Below are 21224 nucleotides of genomic sequence, written 5' to 3' on the forward strand. Positions count from 1 at the left end.
GCCGTTTTTCGCCGCCGCGCGGCGGCGGATCGGTTTCGACGCCCGGTCACGGCCCGACGCGGAAGCGCTCCGGCTGGGTGCCATCGGCATCGGTGAAGCCGTAGATCCGAGCGAGATCGCCCGCGTGCAGCACCGCACCGGCCCGGGCGGCGATGTCCGGATCGGCCGCCAGCGCGGCGAGCGCCCGGCCGGCGTAGAGCGGTCCTTCGGTGGCGCGCGCGTCCTGACCGAGATCCCGCGCCCGCTCGGTGGCGACGAAGCCCGGCGAGAGGCCGAGCGCGGTCACGCCGTACGGCGCCAAGTCCTGCCCGAAGGCCAGCGCCAGCCGGTTGGTGGCGGCCTTGGCCGAATCGTAGAACACGTCGCCGAGGTAATCCTCGGTCCCGAACGAGACCAGCGCGATCAAGCCGCTCCGTGCTGCCACCATGGACGGGGCGACCGCGCGGGCGAGCAGCAGCGCCGGCAGCGGCCCGGCCTGGAGGAAACCGAGATAGGGCTCGGCCGAGCGGCGCCAGAACGGCGTGCCCCAGCCGGCCCCGTCCGGGTAGCGCTCCCCGTCATAGCCCTCGTTGCCGCCCCAGACGCTGCAGGCGGCGACATCGATCCGCCCGAACCGGCGCAGCACCCAATGCACCAGCGTGTCCGTGGCCCGCTCGGAGCGGTGATCGCACAGGTAATGGTGGCCGCGCCCGCCGGCCGCGTCGACCAGCCGGGCGGTGTCCTCGATCGATTCCGGCCGCATCTCGGTGCGCGGACCGGTCTCGCTGGAGCGGGCGGTGACGATCACGGTCGCCCCGGCCTCGCCGAGCGCCCGGGCGAGACCCCGCCCGACGCCCCGGGAGGCGCCGGCCACGAGGCAGATCTTTTGGGACAGGTCGGGCGTGCTCACGCCGTTGAGGCGGGCTTGGCGCGCGACAGGAAGGCGGCCAAACGCTCCTGCGACTCGGGCGAGCGCAGCTGCGCGTCGAACGCCCGCGCCTCCGCCTCCAGGGCCGCCTCGACCTGGGCCTGGTCGCCGCGGATCAGGGCGCGGGACGCCGCCAGCGCGCCTTGCGGCAGGGCGGCGAGCTTGACCGCCTGGGCGATGGCCTGCTCCAGCAGCATGTCGGCCGGCAGCACGGCGTTGACGAGGCCGAGCGCCAGCGCCTCGTCGGCCTCGAGCGGGCGGGACAGCAGCAGCAGCTCCGTCGCCTTGAGCCGCCCGACCCGCAGGGGCAGCAGGTAGCTCGAGGCCGCCTCCGGCACGAGGCCGAGCTCCACGAACGGCATGCGCAGCCGCGCCGCCGGGCTGGCATAGACGAGGTCGCAATGCAGGCTCAGCGTCGCGCCGATGCCCACCGCGATCCCGTCGATCGCCGCCACCATCGGGGTGCGGGTCCGGGCGAGCTGGCGGATGAAGGCCAGGGCCGGCGAGGCACTGAAACCGCCCGCGGCGCCCCCCATGAAATCGGCGAGGTCGTTGCCGGCGCTGAACATCCCGGGCTGCCCGGCGAACACCACGGCGCCGATCTTTTGGGACGCATCGGCCTCCGCCAGGGCCGCGCGCATCGCGTCGTACATCGCCCCGGTGAGCGCGTTCTTCTTCTCGGGACGGTTCAGGGTGATGAGGCGGACGCCGCCTTCGAGATCGGTGATTGCTACATTCTGCATGACGGCGCTTGGCCCCGATCCCTAATCGATTTCAACGAGGATGTTGTCGATCGCTTCGTCAGCCCTCAGAGCACTTCTCCGCGCCAACGCATGCAGTTCACCCAAGACCCGCGACCAAGATCCCGATCCCGATCCGGGAGGGCCATCCCGGTCGAGCTGGTCCTTCCCGAAACCATCGACAACGCGCCCAGTGGAATCGGCTATGGACACGTGAAAATCCGTAAACCGACCATCATCGATTGATCTTATCAGAACGCTATTGTTCGGAAAGGCGACCTGGAAGGTGTCTGGACGGATACTTTCTTGCCAAGACAGCTCGCCTGCACGCGTCCTATCCAGCAACCGCTCGACGAGGCGCTTCTGCCTCTCGTAATTCATAGCCGCTCTCCCGATTGTGCGCTCTTTATCTGCACGAGAACAGTCAGAAGCCGGTCGATGTCCTGAGACACAATCTGGTTGAATTGCGCGGATCGGAGATTCTCAGGATCCTTCAGTCCGGCTTCGACGTCACACTCGATGGCCGATATGTTCGTCAAGGCCAATTGTATCACGCTCTGCTGTTCTGCGCTGAGATCAACGTTCGTCGCCTTGAGCGTGACCAGCACCTTCCGGATGGCGGCATATCGATCCAAAAGCTGCGGCCACTGCTCCTGTCGGTGGCCGCGCTTGATGTCCTCCAGCATCGCGATAACCCCGCTGAAGTCGACGACGGTTTCGAAATGCCGGATGCTCTCTCGCGTGGAGCGTGCAGCCTGCTCCGCGCGCTCGGCTGCCGTTTTCGACCGGGACACACCGATTAGCGTTGCCGCGAACCCGAACAGAGAGAGGACAAGCCCAACGACTCCGGTCAGATCTCCGATCTGATTGTCCCGCAGCCACAGGAGGAAGGTCGACCACATCGTCCATAGCCGAAGGCGAATCGTGGTCACATTGGAGCAGGCTTCGGTGCCGCTTCAAACCGCCAGCGCCAGCGCGGCATCGTTCGTGAATGCGCCGCCCTCCACCACCGCCTGCTCCAGGCCACCTGCAGCCGGCAGCAGGTTTTCCGCGTAGAACCGGGCCAGCGCGATCCGGGCGGCGTGGGCCGGGTCGGTCTCGCCGGCCTTCAGGGCTGCCGAGGCCGCGAGCGCAGAGCGGGCCAGGCAGGCGCCGCCGAGCGTCAAGCCGAACAGGCGCAGATACGGCGCCGCGCCGGCCAAGGCCGCGTTCGGGCGGTTGGAGGTCAGCGCCGCGAGCTGATGGCTGGTCGCCCGGTCGAGGCTGCCGATCCCGTCGCGCAGCCGCGCCGCCATGTGGCCGAAGGCGGGGTCGGATGCCTTTAGCAGGCCCTCCGCGGCCCGGCGCATCCAGGCGATCTGCGAGCGGGCGGTGGCGCCGCCGTTCAGCGGCAGCTTGCGGGCGGTGAGGTCGATGGCCTGGATGCCGTTGGTGCCCTCGTAGATCCCGAGGATGCGGGCATCGCGCATCAGCTGGGCGGCGCCGGTCTCCTCGACGAAGCCCATGCCGCCATGGACCTGCACGCCGAGCGAGGTCACCTCGTTGGCGAGATCGGTGGAGAACGCCTTGGCCACCGGGGTCAGAAGAGAGGCGCGGTCGAGGGCGCCCTGCCCTTCCGGGCCCTGCGACGCGTCGAGGGCGGCGGCCGTGAGGTAGCAGATGCCGCGCGCGGCCGCCGTATAGGCCTTCATGGTCAGCAGCATGCGCTGCACGTCCGGATGTGCGACGATCGGGCTGGTGGATTCGGCGGCTCCGATTGCCCGGCCCTGCCGGCGTTCCTGGGCGTAGGCGAGCGCCCGCTGGGTCGCCGCCTCGGCGACGCCGACGCCCTGGAGGCCGACATTGAGCCGGGCCGCGTTCATCATCGTGAACATGCAGGCCAGGCCCTTGTTCTCCTGCCCGATCAGCCAGCCGATCGCGCCGCCGTTGTCGCCGAAGGCCATCGAGCAGGTCGGCGAGGCATGGATGCCGAGCTTGTGCTCGACGCCGGAGCAGCGCAGGTCGTTGGCGGCCCCGTCTGGCAGCACCTTCGGGACCAGGAACAACGAGATGCCGCGGGTGCCGGCCGGTGCGTCGGGCAGGCGCGCTAGCACGAGGTGGACGATGTTGTCCGAAAGATCGTGCTCGCCGTAGGTGATGTAGATCTTGGATCCGGTGATCCGGTAGGTGCCGTCGCCGGCGCGCTCGGCGCGGGTGCGCAGCAGCGCGAGGTCAGAGCCCGCCTGCGGCTCGGTCAGGTTCATGGTCGCGGGCCATTCGCCCGTGACGAGTTTCTCGAGGTAGCGCGCCTTCAGTTCGTCGGAGCCGTGGGCCGCCAGCGCCTCGATGCCGCCCTGGGTCAGCAGCGGGCAGAGGCCGAAGGCGAGGTTGGCGCCGTTCCACATCTCGGTGCAGGCGGCCTCGACCAGCTTCGGCAGGCCCTGGCCGCCATGGTCGGCCTCGGCGGAGAGGCCGTTCCAGCCCCCTTCCGTGAAGGTGCGGTAGGCCTCGCGCCAGCCGGGCGGCGTGGTGACGCGCCCATCCGCGAACGGGCTGCCGTGCCGGTCGCCAACCCGGTTCAGCGGCGCGATGACCTGGCCGGCGATCCGCCCGGCCTCGGTCAGGATCGCCTCGGCGTCCTCCGGATCGACCCCGTCGAGCCCGGTCACGTGCCGGAGGGTGAACAGCATCTCGGGAACGGGGGCGCGGTAGCTCATCGGGTCGTCGCTCCTCTCGGCCCGCCCGCTTGATATACCCGGGGCGGGTTTGACCGCGCCCGGGCACCGGGGCTACGGCGGCCCCAGGATAGGCGCGCGACGGGCGTGCCGCCATCACTTCGCATGACGGCTTCCCGCATGAACGATCCCGGGTCAACGGTCCCGGCCGCGACCCTGCGGCTCGATCCCGATGCGACCGGCCTCGCGCAGGCCGCCGCGCTGCTGTGCGCGGGCGAACTCGTGGCTTTCCCCACCGAGACGGTCTACGGGCTCGGCGCCGACGCCACCGACCCCGCCGCCGTGGCGCGGATCTTCGCCGCCAAGGAGCGGCCGCGCTTCAACCCGCTGATCGCCCACCTGGCCGACAGGGATGCCGCCCTGGCCGAGGGCCGCTTCGACGAGTCGGCAAGGCGGCTGGCCGAAGCGTTCTGGCCGGGGCCGCTGACCCTGGTCGTGCCGGCCCATGCCGGCACCCGCGTCTGCGACCTCGCCCGGGCCGGCTTGTCCAGCGTCGCCCTGCGGGTGCCCGGTCACCCCATCGCCCGTGCGCTTCTGGAGGCCGTCGGCCGGCCGGTGGCCGCGCCCTCGGCCAACCGCTCGGGCCGCGTCAGCCCGACCCGGGCCGACCACGTCCTCGACGACCTCGCCGCGCGGATCGCCGCCTTGCTCGACGGTGGGGACACGCCGGTGGGGGTCGAATCGACGGTTGTCGCCTGCCTCGGTGGCCAGCCGCGCCTCTTGCGGCCGGGCGGGATCACCCGGGATGCGCTCCGCGCCGTGCTGGGCTTCGACCCGGCCGACCCTGAGGCAGCGGATGCCGACCGGCCGACCGGCCCCGGCATGCTTGCCTCGCATTACGCGCCCCGCGCGCGCGTGCGCCTCAACGCGGCATCGGTGGAGCCGGGCGAGGCCCTACTGCTGTTCGGCGCCGAACGCCCCGAAGGCCATGATCAGGCACGCGCCGTGCTGAACCTGAGCCCGGCGGGGGACCTGGCGGAAGCGGCCTCCCGGCTGTTCGGGGCGTTGCGCAACCTCGACGCCTCGGGAGCCGCCACCATCGCGGTCGCGCCGATCCCCGCGGAGGGACTGGGCGAGGCGATCCGGGACCGGCTGGCCCGGGCCGCCGCACCCCGCTGACGGGAAAGTAATTTTCTCGACGGCCCGGAACAGACCGGACCGTCGACCGTTCATTGATCACGAAGGCCTTCTCAGCCCCCAAATGGCCTTTTTCCTTCAAGGCTCGGAGCAATCCGAGCCTTTTTTCTTGTCTTGTCGATTCAGGCCAGCTTGGCCGCGATTCCGGCGACGTGCCGGCCCTGGAACCGGGCCCCGTCCAGCTCGACCGGGCTCGGCTGGCGCGAGCCATCGTTATCCGCGATGGTGCTGGCGCCGTAGGGCGTGTTGCCCTTCACCGCCTCGACGCCCGCCTGACCCGGGAACGAATAGGGCAGGCCGACCACCACCATGCCGTGGTGGAACAGCACCGTGTGGAAGCTCGTCAGCGTCGTCTCCTGGCCGCCGTGCTGGGAGGCAGTGGATGTGAAGACCGAGCCGACCTTGCCGACCAGAGCGCCCTTCATCCACAGGCCGCCGGTCTGGTCGATGAACTGCTTCATCTGCGCGGCCATGTTGCCGTAGCGGGTCGGCGTGCCGAAGATGATCGCGTCGTATTCGGCGAGTTCGTCGACGGTGGCGATCGGCGCGGCCTGATCGAGCTTGAAATGGCTCTGCCGGGCGACCTCCTCCGGCACCAGTTCCGGCACGCGCTTGATCACGACCTCGGCCCCGGCCTCCCGGGCGCCCTCGGCGACGGCGTAGGCCATCTGCTCCACATGTCCGTAGGTCGAGTAGTACAGCACCAGAACCTTGGCCATCGCGCGATCTCCCGTCTCGGTTTGCGGCATGCCGCCGGCCTCATCCGACGGCACGATGGCGTCTCCATCGCGCGTTTCGCGTTTTGCAAAAATGCCCCTGCGCGCAAGAATGGGCTTGCAGCCATGCAAGGAGGCCGGCGTCTTGCTCGATTGGGACGAGTTCCGTTTCGTGAAGACGGTGGCTGAACGCGGCGGCCTGACCGCGGCTGCGGCGCAGCTCGGAATCAACCATTCCACCGCGTTCCGGCGTCTCGGATCGATCGAGATGCGGCTCGAAATGCGCCTGTTCGAGCGTCTGCGCACCGGCTACGTGCCGACCCCGGCCGGCTTGGCGATGATCGAAGCCGCCGCCCGGATCGAGACCGACGTGACCGGATTCGCCCGGACGGTCGCCGGCCAAGGGCAAACGCCCGCGGGCGAATTGCGCGTGACCGCCCCGGTGAATATCGCAACCGGGCTTCTCATGCCGATCCTGGCGACGTTCTGCGCGCGCTATCCGCAGATTCGCCTCGACCTGATCCTGGCCGAGGAGGCCCTGAACCTGTCGCGCCGGGACGCCGACGTAGCGATCCGCGCGAGCCGAAATCCAAGCGAGACCCTGGTCGGGCGACGCCTGACCGGACTCGCCTGGGCGATCTACGGGCGGGCCGACCGGGATTACGGCGATCTCGCAGCGGAGGACTGGGTCATCCCGGGTTCGGCCGTGGCGGCCGGCCTGTTCACGGCCTTCTTCGAGGCACGGGTTCCGTCCGAGCAGGTCAAGCTGCGGATCAACACGGTAACGGGTTTGACCGCCGCCGTGGCGGCCGGGCTCGGCATCGGCCCGCTGCCCTGCTTCGAGGCCGATGCCGATCCGACCCTGCGCCGGCTTTCAGGCCCCCACTCGGAGATCGGGGCCGACCTCTGGATGCTGACCCATCCCGATCTGCGGCATGCCGCACGGGTCCGGGTCTTCATGGAGCATTTCGCTGAGGCGATCCTGCCCCTGCGGCCGCGCTTCGAGGGCAGATAGCCACATTCAGGCGCGAATCTCGACCACCTCGACCTCATGACCGTTGACCTCGACCACGTCGCCGACGCTCTTGCCGGTGATCGCATGGGCCAGCGGAGCCACGTAGGAGATCGAGCCCTTGTGCGGGTCGGCCTCGTCCTCACCGACGATGCGGAAGGTCTGCCGGGTCTCCTTGCCGGATTCATCCTCGCGCAGGATCGTGACGGTGGCACCGAAATGAACCGTCTGCCCATCGATCGGCTCGACCACCTGCGCGGTGTTCTTGCGCGCGAGCCAGTAGCGCAGGTCCCGCCCGATCCGGGAATCCTCCGCCTTGTCGGCGTGGTCCAGGGTGGACAATTCCCGCTCCAGACGCGCGACCTCTCCCTCGATCTGCGCCAGCCCCTCGGGGGTAACGAAGTTCGTATGGGGCGAGATGGGGCGGTCGGGTAGGTTCTCGAAGGCTTCCCCGCCTTCGGGCTCTTTGACGAATGCGACACTCATAAGGGATGCAATGCGGCCGGAACGGCAACGGTTCCGGCCCGATGCATCAGCCGACCTCCACCACAGTCCGGCCGCGGATCCGGCCGGCCAGGATCTCTGCGCCGAGCCGCCCGACCTCCTCCAGCCGGACTCGGGTCGTCATGGCGGCGAGCTTCTCGAGATCGAGTTCCCGGGCGAGGCGCGCCCAGGCCTCGCGGCGCTTGGTCTGCGGGGTGGTGACGCTGTTGATCCCGAGCAGGGAAACGCCGCGCAGGATGAACGGCGCCACGGAGGTCGGTAGGTCCATGCCCTGGGCGAGACCGCAGGCGGCCACCGCCCCGTCGGCTCGGGTCTGCGCCAGCACGTTGGCCAGGGTGGTCGAGCCGACCGCGTCGACGCCCGCCGCCCAACGCTCCTTGCCGAGCGGCTTGCCGGGCTTGGACAGCTCAGCCCGGTCCAGAATCTCGGCGGCGCCGAGGCCCTTGAGATAGTCGGCCTCGCCGTCCCGGCCCGTGGAGGCGATCACGTGCCAGCCGGACCGGGCCAGCAGCGCCACCGCCACCGAGCCGACGCCGCCCGATGCGCCGGTGACGATCACGGGTCCATGATCCGGGGTCAGCCCGTGCGCGTCGAGGGCTATCCGGCACAGCATCGCGGTGTAGCCGGCGGTGCCGATCGCCATGGCCTGCTCGGACGTGAGCCCCTGGGGCAGCGGCACCAGCCAGTCGCCCTTGACCCGGGCTCGCTCGGCATAGGCGCCGAGATGCGTCTCGCCGACGCCCCAGCCGGTGAGCACGACGGCATCGCCCGGCTTGTATTCGGGGTGGTCCGAAGTCTCGACGATCCCGGAGAAATCGATGCCGGGGATCATCGGGAAGCGGCGCACCACCGGCGACGTGCCGGTGAGCGCGAGCCCGTCCTTGTAGTTCAGGGTCGAGTGCGTGACCCGGACGGTGACGTCGCCGTCCATCAGGTCGGCCTCGTCGAAATCCCGGTAGGCGAGGCTCTGCCCGGCCTCACCCTTGTCGACCACCCAGGCCTTGAACGTCCCCATCGCCGCCTCCCATGCTTCCGCGGAGAGGTGTCGCCGGGACGTCCGGAATCAAGACGGCTGGATCAGTAGCCGTCGTAAAGGCTGCCCGTGGAGAAGCCGAGGCCGACGCCGACATCGGCCGAGCTGGCGCCGGTGATGCCCACGGCGTCCGGGATCGAGCCGACCAGCGGACCGCCATAGGAGGCGGCGCGATAACCGCCACCATAGCCGCCGAGCGGCACCCAGCCGGAGCGGGCCGGCGCCACGAGGACGCGGCGGCTGACCGTGGTGTATTCCGGCGGGATCGTCTCGGGGATCGACTGGGCGGCCCGCACCAGCACGGTCCGGGTGCGCAGGGCGAAGCGCGGCGGCGCGGTCACCCAGCAGCCGATCAGCTCGCCGCCGGGACCGCGGCTCGTCTGCCAGAAACGGCCACCGGGCGAGACCATCACGCGCTCGGACACCGTGTCGTAGACCGGCGGCGTGGTGCGGTAGACCGTGCGCGGCGGCCGCACAAGGACGTTCTCCTGCACGGTGTCGTAGACCGGCGGCGTCGTGACGTGGCGGTAGCATTCGGAGCCGTAGCAGCCGCCCGCCTGCGCGGGGGCGGTGAACAGCAGGCCGCCGAAGGCGGCGGCGAGAAGGGTTGAGCGTGCGACCGGCGCGGTCATGGAAGTCCTCTGGTACGCGGTACGGGCGAGATGCTGCGCAAAGGCGGCGCACGTCTCGACGCACTACAGTCCAGAGTCGTTGCGCGGTTCGCAAGCAAAGTTCAAAATGAAGGTAAAATTAACCCTCGGTTTGGACTGCTTAGCGCTCCACTACCTAGGTAAGATTCTATCGAAGAGCGTTACCGTTCCTTAGCGCCATTTTTGAAGGCGGCGCTTCGGTGCCCGACAGGCGCTCGGAGGGTCCTGATCGGCCCCCCTCCAACCCACCCCCCTCATCCTGAGGTGCCCGGGGATCGAAGATCGCCGGGCCTCGAAGGAGCCCTCCTGAGGTCACCGCAATCCCGGGAGGGCTCCTTCGAGGCCTCCGCTGCGCTTCGGCACCTCAGGATGAGGGCGAGAATGGGAAAGATCGGTCTAACAGGCCGCTCAGGTCTGCCCGGGCTTGAGCTGATAAAAAATATGCCGCCCGATGACATCCATCTTGCGCAGGCGCCTTGCCCAGCCCGGCCGCACGTAATCGGCGTGGTAGTGGGTGGCGGCCCCGACCTCGGCCAGGTAGGTCCGGCCCTCGATCACCGAGCGGGCGATCCGGGTCGCGGATTCCCAGGCGCCAGCATCGGTGATGCGCAGGGACTTGCCCTCGCAGGCGAAGGAGAACTGGCAGCCCATGTAATGGTGCCGGTTCTGGTAGACGACGCCGCAGACGCTGCTCGGATAGAGGCCGCTCTTCACGCGGTTGAGCACCACCTGGGCCACGGCGGCCCGCCCCGCCTCGGATTCGCTGCGGGCCTCGAAATAGACCGCCTCCGACAGGCAGCGCTGCTCCTTGTCGAGGGATTCGGGGTCGATCAGGTCGGCGTAGCGCCGGCTCGCATCCTCCGGAACCGATTGAAGGGCCTCCGAGCGATCGGGACGGATCGCGAAATCGGGCAGCGCCAGGCTCGCGGCCGCCACCTCGATCGGGATCGCGTCGGCGGGGGCGGGCGTGGTCGAGGACAGGGCCACGGCCCGAGGCACGGGCGGGGTCGAGCCGTCGTAGCGGCGCTCGGTTTCGCCATCCTCGGTCAGGTCGGCGCGGCCCTCCCCCGTGGAGGCGGCGCTCCCGGAACCGGTGGTCAGGCCGAGATCGGGCACCGGCACGAAGCCGGCCTCCGGCTCGGCCTCGGGATCCCAGACCGCCGAGCCCGCGCTCAGCACGCCGCTGACGCTGCCGGTGACGTCGCCGAACACCAGGGCGGCCCCGGTCTCGCGCAGGGCGGCGGCCCGGCGCGCGTAGCTCGCGGCCGGCGGCTGGGACGGGTCACCCTTGGCCTGGCGCTGCACCACCGGGAACACGTGCGCGCCGGTCTTGAACACCGCCTGGAGCGGATCGTCGGCGCTGCGCCGCTGGGCGGATCCGATCAGCGCCGTGCCGGGCGGCAGGGCCGGGACCGTGAAGGCGTCGATCGCCCCGAGCCGGCTCGAGCCGATCGCATTCTCGGTCCCGGCATCGGCCGTGAACGAGACCAGCAAGCCGAGCCCCGCCAGCCACGGCGTCAGGGCAGCCGAGAGCCAGCGCAGGCTCGATTCCCGTCGTCCTCGTCTCGCGCCCACGGCTTCAACTCGCACCGATGCACCACCGTCGGCGCCATCCTCCCCGTTTCCAGGGCGTTTCGGCGGCCGACGCGGATTTATCGCCCGGCATGGTTGAGCCCCGGTTAAGCCGGTCCCGTAGCAGACGTCCCGGTTTCGGTACTCGGTGCTCGTTCGTGCTGCGGCCAAGAAAAAGGGCGGCCCGAGGGCCGCCCTGTCTCATCTCAAACCTGTCGCTCGTGACGAAGCGTCACTCGGCGGCGGGCGGCAATCCTTCCATCGGATCCGCGGCGCTACCGGCCTGCTTCTGCTGCAGGATCATCGCGTCGCGACGGCGCGCCACGGCGCGGATGTCGGCCACCATCGAGCCAGTGCCCGCCGGAATGAGCGAACCGACGATGACGTTCTCCTTGAGGCCTTCCAGATGGTCGACCTTGCCGTTGACCGCAGCCTCGGTGAGCACCCGGGTCGTCTCCTGGAACGAGGCCGCCGAGATGAAGGACTTCGTCTGCAGGGACGCCTTGGTGATGCCGAGCAGGACCGGGACGCCCTGGATCGGCTTCTTGCCTTCGGCAAGCAGCTTCTCGTTGAACTCGGTCAGCTCCGTGCGATCGATCTGGTCACCCGCGAGGATGTCCGAATCGCCGCCGTCGGTGACTTCGACCTTCTGCAGCATCTGCCGGACGATCACCTCGATGTGCTTGTCGTTGATCGACACGCCCTGCAGCCGGTAGACCTCCTGGATCTCGTTGACGAGGTAGGCCGCGAGTTCCTCCACGCCCTTGATCGCCAGGATGTCGTGCGGCGCCGGGTTTCCGTCGACAATGTAGTCGCCGAGCTCCACCACGTCGCCGTCCTGCAGGTGGATGTGCTTGCCCTTCGGGATCAGGTACTCCACCGCCTCCGAGCCGTCATGCGGCGTCAGCGTGAGCCGACGCTTGTTCTTGTAGTCACGGCCGAACGCGATGGTGCCCGACTTCTCGGCGATGATCGCCGCGTCCTTGGGGCGCCGGGCCTCGAACAGCTCCGCCACCCGCGGCAGACCGCCGGTGATGTCGCGGGTCTTGGCCGAGTCGGTCGAGACGCGGGCCAGGATGTCGCCGGCATTGACCTTGGCGCCCGGATCGAAGCCGATGATGGCGTCGACCGGGAGGAAGTAGCGGGCGTCCGAGCCGCGCGGCAGCTTGAGCGCCTTGCCCTCCTTGTCGACCACCACCATGGCCGGCTTCAGATCCGAGGTCCGGGCCGAACCGCGCCAATCGACGACGACGCGCTTGGCGATGCCGGTCGACTCGTCGGTGGTCTCGGTCATGGACTGGCCATCGACCAGATCCTCGTAGGCCACGATGCCGTCGACCTCGGTGAGGATCGGACGGGTGTAGGGGTCCCACTCGGCGATCCGCTGGCCGCGCTTGATCTTGTCGCCCTCGTCGACCCGCAGCTTGGCGCCGTATTGCAGGCGGTGGACCGCCCGCTCGACCCCGTCGGAGCCGACGATCACCACGGCCACGTTCCGGCCGGTGGCGATCAGGTCCCCGTCCGAGTTCTTGGCGATGGCCCGGTTGCGGATCTTGATCGTGCCCTCGAAGCTCGACTCGATGAACGACGAGTCGGCGATCTGGGCCGCACCACCGATGTGGAAGGTGCGCATCGTGAGCTGTGTGCCCGGCTCACCGATCGACTGGGCCGCGATGACGCCGACCGCCTCGCCCATGTTGACGGGCGTGCCGCGGGCGAGATCGCGCCCGTAGCAGGTGGCGCAGACGCCGCTCCGGGTGGCGCAGACCAGCACGGAGCGGATCTTCACCTCTTGGATCCCGGCCGCCTGGATGGCGGGCAGGTGCTTCTCCTCGATGGTCTCGCCGGTCTTCACGATCACCGTGCCGTCGGCCGCCACCAGATCCTCGGCCGTGGCGCGGCCGAGGATGCGGGTCGCCAGTGTCGCCACGACTTGGCCGGCATCCACGATGGCGCGCATCTTGATGCCGTTGGTCGTGCCGCAATCGACCTCGCGGATCACCGCGTCCTGGGCCACGTCGACGAGGCGGCGGGTCAGGTAGCCGGAGTTGGCGGTCTTCAGGGCGGTGTCGGCGAGGCCCTTACGGGCGCCGTGCGTGGAGTTGAAGTACTCCAGCACGTCCAGACCTTCCTTGAAGTTCGAGATGATCGGCGTCTCGATGATCTCGCCCGAGGGCTTGGCCATCAGGCCGCGCATGGCGGCGAGCTGCTTCATCTGGGCGGGCGAGCCACGGGCACCCGAATGGCTCATCATGTAGATCGAGTTGACCTGCTTGTCGGCGCCGTGCTCGTCCTTCTGGACGCTCGAGATGCGGTTCATCATCTCGGCAGCCAGCTTGTCCGAGCACTTGGCCCAGGCGTCGACGACCTTGTTGTACTTCTCGCCCTGGGTGATCAGGCCGTCGTTGTACTGCTGCTCGTAGTCCTTCACGAGCGTGCGGGTTGTGTCGACGATCGACCACTTGTTGTCCGGCACGACCATGTCGTCCTTGCCGAACGAGATGCCGGCCTTGAACGCGTGGTTGAAGCCGAGCGCCATGATCCGGTCACAGAAGATCACCGACTCCTTCTGACCGCAGTGGCGGTAGACGGTGTCGATCATCGCCGAAATCTCCTTCTTGGTCATCAGCTTGTTGACGACGTCGAAGGGAACCTTGGCGTGCTTCGGCAGCGCGCCGGACAGGATCACCCGGCCGGGCGTGGTGTCGTAGGTCTTGGTCAGGGGCTGGTTGTCCGGGCCGATACCGGTCCAGCGCCACCGGATCTTGGTGTGCAGCGACACGGTCTTGGCCGCGAGCGCGTGCTCCAGCTCGCCCATGTCGCCGAAGACGCCCTGCATCGGGTTCTTCGGGTTGTCCGGATTGAACGCACCCTTCGAACCGTCGGCCACGATCGACAGGTAGTAGAGGCCGAGCACGATATCCTGCGACGGCACGATGATCGGCTGACCGTTGGCCGGGTGCAGGATGTTGTTGGTCGACATCATCAGGACGCGCGCTTCCAGCTGCGCCTCGAGCGACAGCGGGACGTGCACGGCCATCTGGTCGCCGTCGAAGTCGGCGTTGAACGCGGCGCAGACCAGCGGGTGCAGCTGGATCGCCTTGCCCTCGATCAGCTTCGGCTCGAACGCCTGGATGCCGAGGCGGTGGAGCGTCGGCGCGCGGTTCAGCATCACCGGGTGCTCGCGGATCACCTCATCGAGGATGTCCCAGACCTCCGGCTTCTCCTTCTCGACCAGCTTCTTGGCCTGCTTGACGGTGGCCGAGAAGCCTTTGGCGTCCAGCCGCGCGTAGATGAACGGCTTGAACAGCTCCAGCGCCATCTTCTTCGGCAGGCCGCACTGGTGCAGCTTCAGCTCCGGGCCGACCACGATGACCGAACGGCCGGAATAGTCGACGCGCTTGCCGAGCAGGTTCTGGCGGAACCGGCCTTGCTTGCCCTTGAGCATGTCGGCGAGCGACTTCAGCGGGCGCTTATTGGCACCCGTGATGACGCGGCCGCGGCGGCCGTTGTCGAACAGCGCGTCGACGGCCTCCTGCAGCATCCGCTTCTCGTTGCGGATGATGATGTCGGGCGCGCGCAGCTCGATCAGCCGCTTCAGGCGGTTGTTGCGGTTGATGACGCGGCGATAGAGGTCGTTCAGGTCGGAGGTCGCGAAGCGGCCGCCATCCAGCGGGACCAGCGGGCGCAGGTCCGGCGGGATCACCGGGACGACGGTGAGGATCATCCACTCCGGCTTGTTGCCGGACATCTGGAACGCCTCGATGATCTTGAGGCGCTTCAGAAGCTTCTTCGGCTTCAGCTCGGAGGTGGTGACCGCGATCTCCTCGCGCAGATCGTTGGCGATCTTGTCGAGGTCGAGCTCCTGGAGAATGCGCCGGATGGCCTCGGCGCCGATCATGGCGGTGAACGAGTCCTCGCCGTACTCCTCCTGGGCGCGCAGGTACTCCTCCTCCGAGAGGAGCTGACGCTCCTTCAGGGGGGTGAGGCCCGGCTCGATGACGCAGTAGGACTCGAAGTACAGGATCCGCTCGAGGTCCTTGAGCGCCATGTCGAGCAGCAGGCCGATGCGCGAGGGCAGCGACTTCAGGAACCAGATATGCGCGACCGGGGCGGCCAGCTCGATATGACCCATGCGGTCGCGCCGGACGCGCGCCAGCGTCACCTCGACGCCGCACTTCTCACAGATGACGCCCTTGTACTTCATGCGCTTGTACTTGCCGCACAAGCACTCGTAATCCTTGATCGGCCCGAAGATGCGCGCGCAGAACAGGCCGTCGCGCTCGGGCTTGAAGGTCCGGTAGTTGATGGTCTCGGGCTTCTTGATCTCGCCGTACGACCAGGAGAGAATCTTCTCCGGCGACGAGATCGAAATCTTGATCTGATCGAAGCTGACCGGGGTGGCCTGCTGATTGAAAAGGTTCATGACCTCTTGGTTCATGATCCGCTCCTTGTTGACGCCGGTGGCCCCGCGCCGGGCCATCGTGTCCTGAAAAAGATCCGGCGCCGCGCCCTGCTCAGGCGCCGCTGGCCGTCGTCACCCGGAGGCCCCGCCCCTCCCCGCTCGACCGTGGCGGCGCGACGCCGCCACGGGAGGTGTTTCGCGACTCCGCTACTCGGCGGCGTCGGCCGGCGGCTCCAGCTGGTCGTTCGCGGCCTTCTTGGAGGACGTCAGCTCGACGTTCAGGCCGAGCGAGCGCATCTCCTTGACGAGCACGTTGAACGATTCGGGGATGCCGGCCTCGAAGGTGTCGTCGCCGCGGACGATCGCCTCGTAGACCTTGGTGCGGCCGGCCACGTCGTCCGACTTCACCGTGAGCATCTCCTGCAGCGTGTAGGCGGCGCCGTAAGCCTCAAGCGCCCAGACCTCCATCTCGCCGAAGCGCTGACCGCCGAACTGCGCCTTGCCGCCCAGCGGCTGCTGGGTGACGAGCGAGTACGGGCCGATCGACCGGGCGTGGATCTTGTCGTCCACCAGGTGGTGCAGCTTCAGCATGTAGATGTAGCCCATCGTCACCTTGCGGTCGAAGGGCTCGCCGGAGCGGCCGTCATAAAGGGTCGACTGCGCCGAGCGGTCGAGACCGGCCATCTCGAGCATCTGCTCGATGTCGGCCTCCTTGGCGCCGTTGAACACCGGGGTGGCCATCGGCACGCCGCGCCGGACGTTGTTGCCGGCCTCGGCCAGCTCCTCGTCGGTCAGGCCGTCGAGTTCGCCCGGAGAGTAGATCGCCTCCATCTCCTGACGCAGCGGCGCGATGTCGTGCGACTTCAGATAGGCATCGACCGCCTTCGAGACCTTGCGACCCAGGCCCGCAGCCGCCCAGCCCAGGTGCGTCTCCAGGATCTGGCCGACGTTCATGCGCGAGGGCACGCCCAGCGGGTTGAGCACGATGTCGGCATGGGTCCCGTCCTCCAGGAACGGCATGTCCTCGATCGGCACGATCCGCGACACGACACCCTTGTTGCCGTGCCGGCCGGCCATCTTGTCGCCCGGCTGGATCTTGCGCTTCACCGCCACGAAGACCTTGACCATCTTCATGACGCCGGGGGGCAGCTCGTCGCCGCGCTGCAGCTTCTCGACCTTGTCGAGGAAGCGCTGCTCCAGGCGCTTCTTCGACTCGTCGTACTGCTTCTGCATCGCTTCCATCTCGGTCATGAGACGGTCTTCGATGACGGCGAACTGCCACCATTGCGAGCGCGGATAGTCGTTGATCAGCTCGCGGGTGAGCGTGGTGTCCTTCTTGAAGCCCTTCGGACCGGCCACCGGCGCCTGACCGATCAGCACGTCCGCGAGACGCGCGTAGGTGTTGCGGTCGAGGATCGCCTGCTCGTCGTCGCGGTCCTTGGCGAGCCGCTCGATCTCCTCGCGCTCGATCGCCTGGGCGCGCTCGTCCTTGTCGACGCCATGGCGGTTGAACACCCGCACCTCGACGATCGTGCCGGTGACGCCCGGCGGCACCCGCAGGGAGGTGTCGCGCACGTCCGAGGCCTTCTCGCCGAAGATGGCGCGCAGGAGCTTCTCCTCCGGCGTCATCGGGCTCTCGCCCTTCGGGGTGATCTTGCCGACCAGGATGTCGCCTGCATTCACCTCGGCACCGATATAGACGATGCCGGCCTCGTCGAGGTTCTTGAGCGCTTCCTCGGAGACGTTCGGGATGTCGCGGGTGATCTCCTCCGGCCCGAGCTTGGTGTCGCGGGCCATCACCTCGAACTCCTCGATGTGGATCGAGGTGAACACGTCATCCTTCACGATCCGCTCGGAGAGCAGGATCGAGTCCTCGAAGTTGTAGCCGTTCCACGGCATGAACGCGACGAGCACGTTCCGGCCGAGGGCCAGTTCACCGAATTCCGTCGACGGACCGTCGGCGATGATCTCGCCCTTCTTCACCGGCTCGCCGACGCGGACCAGCGGCTTCTGCGTGATGCAGGTCGACTGGTTGGAGCGCTGGAACTTCTGCAGGCGATAGATGTCGACGCCCGGCTTTGTGGCGTCGGCCTCCTCGGTCGCCCGGATGACGATACGGGTCGCATCGACCTGATCGACGATGCCCGACCGGCGCGCCGCGATGGCGGCACCGGAATCGCGGGCGACCACGGCCTCCATGCCGGTGCCGACGAACGGCGCGTCGGCGCGCACCAGCGGCACGGCCTGCCGCTGCATGTTCGAGCCCATGAGGGCGCGGTTGGCGTCGTCGTTCTCCAGGAACGGGATCAGCGCCGCGGCCACCGAGACGAGCTGCTTGGGCGAGACGTCCATGAGGTCGACGCGCTCAGGACCCACGACGATCACGTCGCCGGCCCGGCGGCAGACCACGAGGTCCTCCGTCAGCTTCTTGTCCTCGTCCATCTGAGCGTTGGCCTGGGCGACGTAGTACTTCGCCTCCTCCATGGCCGAGAGATAGGCGACCTCATTGGTGACCACGCCGTCGCGCACGCGGCGGAACGGGGTCTCGATGAAGCCGTACTTGTTCACCCGGGCGAAGGTCGCCAGCGAGTTGATCAGGCCGATGTTGGGGCCTTCCGGCGTCTCGATCGGGCAGATGCGGCCGTAATGGGTCGGGTGCACGTCGCGCACCTCGAACCCGGCGCGCTCGCGGGTCAGACCGCCCGGGCCGAGGGCCGAGAGGCGGCGCTTGTGCGTCACCTCGGAGAGCGGGTTGGTCTGGTCCATGAACTGCGAGAGCTGCGACGAGCCGAAGAACTCGCGCACCGCCGCCGCCGCCGGCTTGGCGTTGATCAGGTCCTGCGGCATCACCGTGTCGATATCGACCTGGCTCATGCGCTCGCGGATCGCGCGCTCCATGCGAAGCAGCCCGAGGCGGTACTGATTCTCCATAAGCTCGCCGACCGAGCGCACCCGGCGGTTGCCGAGGTGATCGATGTCGTCGATCTCGCCCTTGCCGTCGCGCAGCTCGACCAGCGCCTTGACCACCGCCAGCATGTCCTCCTTGCGGAGGGTGCGGACCGTGTCGGCGGCATCGAGGTCGAGGCGCATGTTCATCTTCACGCGGCCGACCGCGGAGAGGTCGTAGCGCTCGGAATCGAAGAACAGCGAGTGGAACATCGCCTCGGCGGTGTCCAGCGTCGGCGGCTCGCCGGGGCGCATGACCCGGTAGATGTCGAACAGCGCGCCTTCGCGGTTGGAATTCTTGTCCACCGCCAGCGTGTTGCGGATGTAGGGACCGACATTGACGTGGTCGATGTCGAGCACCGGAAGCTCGGTGATACCGATCTCCTCCAGGCTCTTCAGGAGCTTCTCCGAGATCTCCTCGCCGGCCTCGGCCCAGATCTCGCCGGTCTCGGTGTTGACCAGGTCCTCGGCGATGTACTGGCCGACCAGATCCTCGTCGGTGGCCTTGAGGAACTTGGTGCCCTTGTCGGTGATCTGACGGGCGTTGCGGGCGTTGAGCTTCTTGCCGGCCTCGAGCACGACCTCGCCGGAATCGGCGTCGATCAGGTCGACGGTGGCCTTCATGCCCTTCATCCGCTCGGGGTCGAACGGCACGCGCCACTCGGCGCCGTCGCGGTCGTAGACCACGCGGTTGTAGAAGGTCGACAGGATCTCCTCGCCGTCGAGGCCCAGCGCATAGAGCAGCGAGGTGGCCGGCAGCTTGCGCTTGCGGTCGATGCGGACGTGCACGATGTCCTTGGCGTCGAACTCGACGTCGAGCCAGGAACCGCGATACGGGATGATGCGGGCGGCGAACAGGAGCTTGCCCGAGGAGTGGGTCTTGCCCTTGTCGTGGTCGAAGAACACGCCCGGCGAGCGGTGCATCTGCGAGACGATGACGCGCTCGGTGCCGTTGACGATGAAGGTGCCGTTCTCCGTCATCAGGGGCATGTCGCCCATGTAGACGTCCTGCTCCTTGATGTCCTTGACCGACTTGGCCTGGGTGTCCGGATCGACATCGAACACGATCAGCCGCAGCGTCACCTTCAGCGGGGCCGCGAAGGTGATGCCGCGCTGGCGACATTCGTCGACATCGTATTTCGGCTGCTCGAACGTGTAGCGCACGAACTCGAGCAGGGCCGTCGAGGCGAAGTCCGAGATCGGGAACACCGACTTGAACACGCTCTGGAGGCCTTCATCGCCGCGGCCGCCTTCCGGCTCGTCGACCATGAGGAACTGATCGTAGGATGCCTTCTGAACCTCGATGAGGTTCGGCATCTCGGCGACTTCCTTGATCTTGCCGAAGAACTTCCGAATGCGCTTGCGACCGACCAGCGTGTTGGCCATGTGAACTCGCTCCATCCCGCGTGCCTCGCGCCCGGGGAAGCGTTCCCGAAAGGGACCTCCCGCACCGGACTGTGACGCGCGCCCCGCCGGACCGCGCCACCGAACCGAATCTCTCTAGGCTCCCGTCCGGAGCCGTCCGCCGAAGCGGCCTAAAGCCCGCGGGTGCTGCACCCGCGGGCTCCAGTCACGACAGGCCCGAAGCGGGCCTCCGTGGGGTGATGGGCCGGAACCGGCCCATCGTCGCCTTACTTGAGCTCGACCTTGGCGCCGGCCTTCTCGAGCTGGGCCTTGAGCTTCTCGGCCTCGTCCTTGGTGACGCTCTCCTTGACCGGCTTCGGGGCGCCCTCGACGAGGTCCTTGGCCTCCTTGAGGCCGAGGCCGGTGATCGCGCGGACCTCCTTGATCACCTCGATCTTCTTGTCGCCGGCGGCAGCGAGCACGACCGTGAACTCGGTCTGCTCCTCGACGGCGGCGGCACCGCCACCGGCGGCCGGGCCAGCAGCCACGGCGACGGCGGCGGCAGCCGAGACGCCCCACTTCTCTTCGAGCAGCTTGGCCAGGTCGGCGGCCTCGAGAACGGTCAGCGAGGACAGGTCGTCGACGAGCTTGGCAAGATCAGCCATTTTCTATTCCTCTCAGATATCGGTTCGAACGAATGGTTTTTGAAGGCCCTCAGGCGGCCTCGTCCTTGGTGGCATAGGCCCCGAACACGCGGGCGAGCTTGGCCGCCGGCGCATTGACGACCTGGGCGATCTTGGTCGCGGGCGCCTGGATGAGGCCCACGATCTTGGCGCGCAGTTCGTCGAGGGACGGGAGCGAGGCGAGGGCCTTCACGCCGTCCGGGTTCAGGGTTGTCGTCCCCATCGCGCCGCCGAGAATCACGAGCTTGTCGTTCGTCTTGGCGAAATCGACCGCGACCTTGGCGGCGGCAACCGGGTCGCCGGAATAGGCGAGCAGGGTCGGGCCCTTCAGGAGCGGCTTGATGGAGGCGACGTCCGTACCATCGAGTGCGATGCCGGCGAGGCTGTTCTTGGCGACCTTCACGGTGGCGCCGGCCTGCTTCATCTGCGAGCGCAGCTTCTGCATGTCGGCGACCGTGAGGCCCTTGTAGTGGGCCACGACGACGACGGCGCTCTGATTGAACACGCCGTTGAGCGTCGAGACGAGGTCAGCTTTTGCTGTCCGGTCCACTGGGCTCTCTCCGGTTGGCGGAACCCGATCTCGGGCCCGCCGGTTGCACATGCCGCCCGGACGTGGTCTCGGCCTTCAAAAGACCGGGAACGTCCGAACGACGCTTCGCGGCCCTGTCCCCGCACGTGCCCCTGAGGGTCGCTTCGGGTGAGTTGGTTCAAACCGACACCTCTCCGCGGCTTTCGCCGGGGCGAGGCTTTTCCTAAGTTCGGTCTTCCCCGTCTGTGCAGGCTGATCGTGGATTAAGCCGGCGAACCGGCACCTGCAGTCTCGGACAGGACATGGCCGGACGAGGCTCCGCGGGGCTCATC

General features: G+C 68.1%; 16 protein-coding genes. 2 read left to right on the forward strand and 14 right to left on the reverse strand.

The features are described from left to right. Nucleotides 1–46: 46 nt before the first annotated feature. The 5 genes from MKL11_RS03105 to MKL11_RS03125 are packed head-to-tail and all read right to left on the reverse strand — an operon-like array spanning nt 47 to nt 4343. Complete coding sequence (locus MKL11_RS03105) at nt 47–853, reverse strand: SDR family NAD(P)-dependent oxidoreductase (RefSeq protein WP_243940229.1); 807 nt, start codon at nt 851–853, stop codon at nt 47–49. Between the two features lie 32 nt (nt 854–885). Then, entirely contained in the window at nt 886–1650 is a 765-nt protein-coding gene (locus MKL11_RS03110) for an enoyl-CoA hydratase-related protein (RefSeq protein WP_243940193.1), read from the reverse strand. A 21-nt stretch (nt 1651–1671) separates the two neighbouring features. Next, nucleotides 1672–2028: a hypothetical protein gene (locus MKL11_RS03115; RefSeq protein ID WP_243940195.1), complete on the reverse strand. Its 357-nt coding sequence runs from the start codon at nt 2026–2028 to the stop codon at nt 1672–1674. Continuing rightward, nucleotides 2025–2549 carry a hypothetical protein gene (locus MKL11_RS03120; protein ID WP_243940197.1) on the reverse strand — a complete coding sequence of 175 codons (525 nt, stop codon included), beginning with the start codon at nt 2547–2549 and terminating at the stop codon, nt 2025–2027. Before MKL11_RS03120 ends, MKL11_RS03115 begins: the two co-directional genes overlap by 4 nt. Before the next feature lie 54 nt (nt 2550–2603). Next, entirely contained in the window at nt 2604–4343 is a 1740-nt protein-coding gene (locus MKL11_RS03125) for an acyl-CoA dehydrogenase (protein WP_243940199.1), read from the reverse strand. Between the two features lie 138 nt (nt 4344–4481). Here MKL11_RS03125 and MKL11_RS03130 point away from each other — a divergent pair, with 138 nt between their 5' ends. Next, the gene (locus MKL11_RS03130) at nt 4482–5480 is read left to right on the forward strand and encodes an L-threonylcarbamoyladenylate synthase (RefSeq protein WP_243940201.1); all 999 of its coding nucleotides are present in this window, start codon (nt 4482–4484) and stop codon (nt 5478–5480) included. Nucleotides 5481–5620: 140 nt separating this feature from the next. Here the strand turns inward: MKL11_RS03130 and wrbA are convergent, their stop codons facing one another. Then, a complete protein-coding gene (wrbA, locus tag MKL11_RS03135; RefSeq protein ID WP_243940231.1) occupies nt 5621–6217 on the reverse strand; it encodes an NAD(P)H:quinone oxidoreductase in 597 nt (198 codons plus the stop codon). Nucleotides 6218–6359: 142 nt separating this feature from the next. On the opposite strand from wrbA, the gene MKL11_RS03140 reads away from it, so the two are divergent. Then, nucleotides 6360–7229 (forward strand): LysR family transcriptional regulator, encoded by an 870-nt coding sequence (locus MKL11_RS03140; RefSeq protein WP_313900727.1) that lies wholly within the window; start codon nt 6360–6362, stop codon nt 7227–7229. Between the two features lie 6 nt (nt 7230–7235). Here MKL11_RS03140 and greA read toward each other — a convergent pair whose 3' ends face one another. From greA to rplJ, 8 genes are all read right to left on the reverse strand, one after another. Beyond that, nucleotides 7236–7712 carry a transcription elongation factor GreA gene (gene greA, locus MKL11_RS03145; RefSeq protein ID WP_243940205.1) on the reverse strand — a complete coding sequence of 159 codons (477 nt, stop codon included), beginning with the start codon at nt 7710–7712 and terminating at the stop codon, nt 7236–7238. Nucleotides 7713–7758: 46 nt separating this feature from the next. Further along, nucleotides 7759–8745, reverse strand: a complete 987-nt coding sequence (locus MKL11_RS03150) for an MDR family oxidoreductase (protein ID WP_243940207.1) — start codon at nt 8743–8745, stop codon at nt 7759–7761. 62 nt (nt 8746–8807) lie between these two features. Continuing rightward, entirely contained in the window at nt 8808–9395 is a 588-nt protein-coding gene (locus MKL11_RS03155; protein WP_243940209.1) for a hypothetical protein, read from the reverse strand. Nucleotides 9396–9821: 426 nt separating this feature from the next. Continuing rightward, the gene (locus MKL11_RS03160; RefSeq protein WP_243940233.1) at nt 9822–10922 is read right to left on the reverse strand and encodes a cell wall hydrolase; all 1101 of its coding nucleotides are present in this window, start codon (nt 10920–10922) and stop codon (nt 9822–9824) included. A 295-nt stretch (nt 10923–11217) separates the two neighbouring features. Then, entirely contained in the window at nt 11218–15426 is a 4209-nt protein-coding gene (rpoC, locus tag MKL11_RS03165; RefSeq protein WP_243940235.1) for a DNA-directed RNA polymerase subunit beta', read from the reverse strand. 171 nt (nt 15427–15597) lie between these two features. Then, nucleotides 15598–19722, reverse strand: coding sequence for a DNA-directed RNA polymerase subunit beta (gene rpoB, locus MKL11_RS03170; RefSeq protein ID WP_243940211.1), 4125 nt, complete (start codon nt 19720–19722; stop codon nt 15598–15600). Nucleotides 19723–19967: 245 nt separating this feature from the next. Beyond that, nucleotides 19968–20345, reverse strand: a complete 378-nt coding sequence (gene rplL / locus MKL11_RS03175; RefSeq protein WP_243940213.1) for a 50S ribosomal protein L7/L12 — start codon at nt 20343–20345, stop codon at nt 19968–19970. A gap of 49 nt (nt 20346–20394) precedes the next feature. Then, nucleotides 20395–20913, reverse strand: coding sequence for a 50S ribosomal protein L10 (rplJ, locus tag MKL11_RS03180; RefSeq protein WP_243905806.1), 519 nt, complete (start codon nt 20911–20913; stop codon nt 20395–20397). Nucleotides 20914–21224 lie beyond the last annotated feature (311 nt).

The organism is Methylobacterium sp. J-077, assembly GCF_022829365.1.
In the GTDB taxonomy this organism is placed as follows: domain Bacteria; phylum Pseudomonadota; class Alphaproteobacteria; order Rhizobiales; family Beijerinckiaceae; genus Methylobacterium.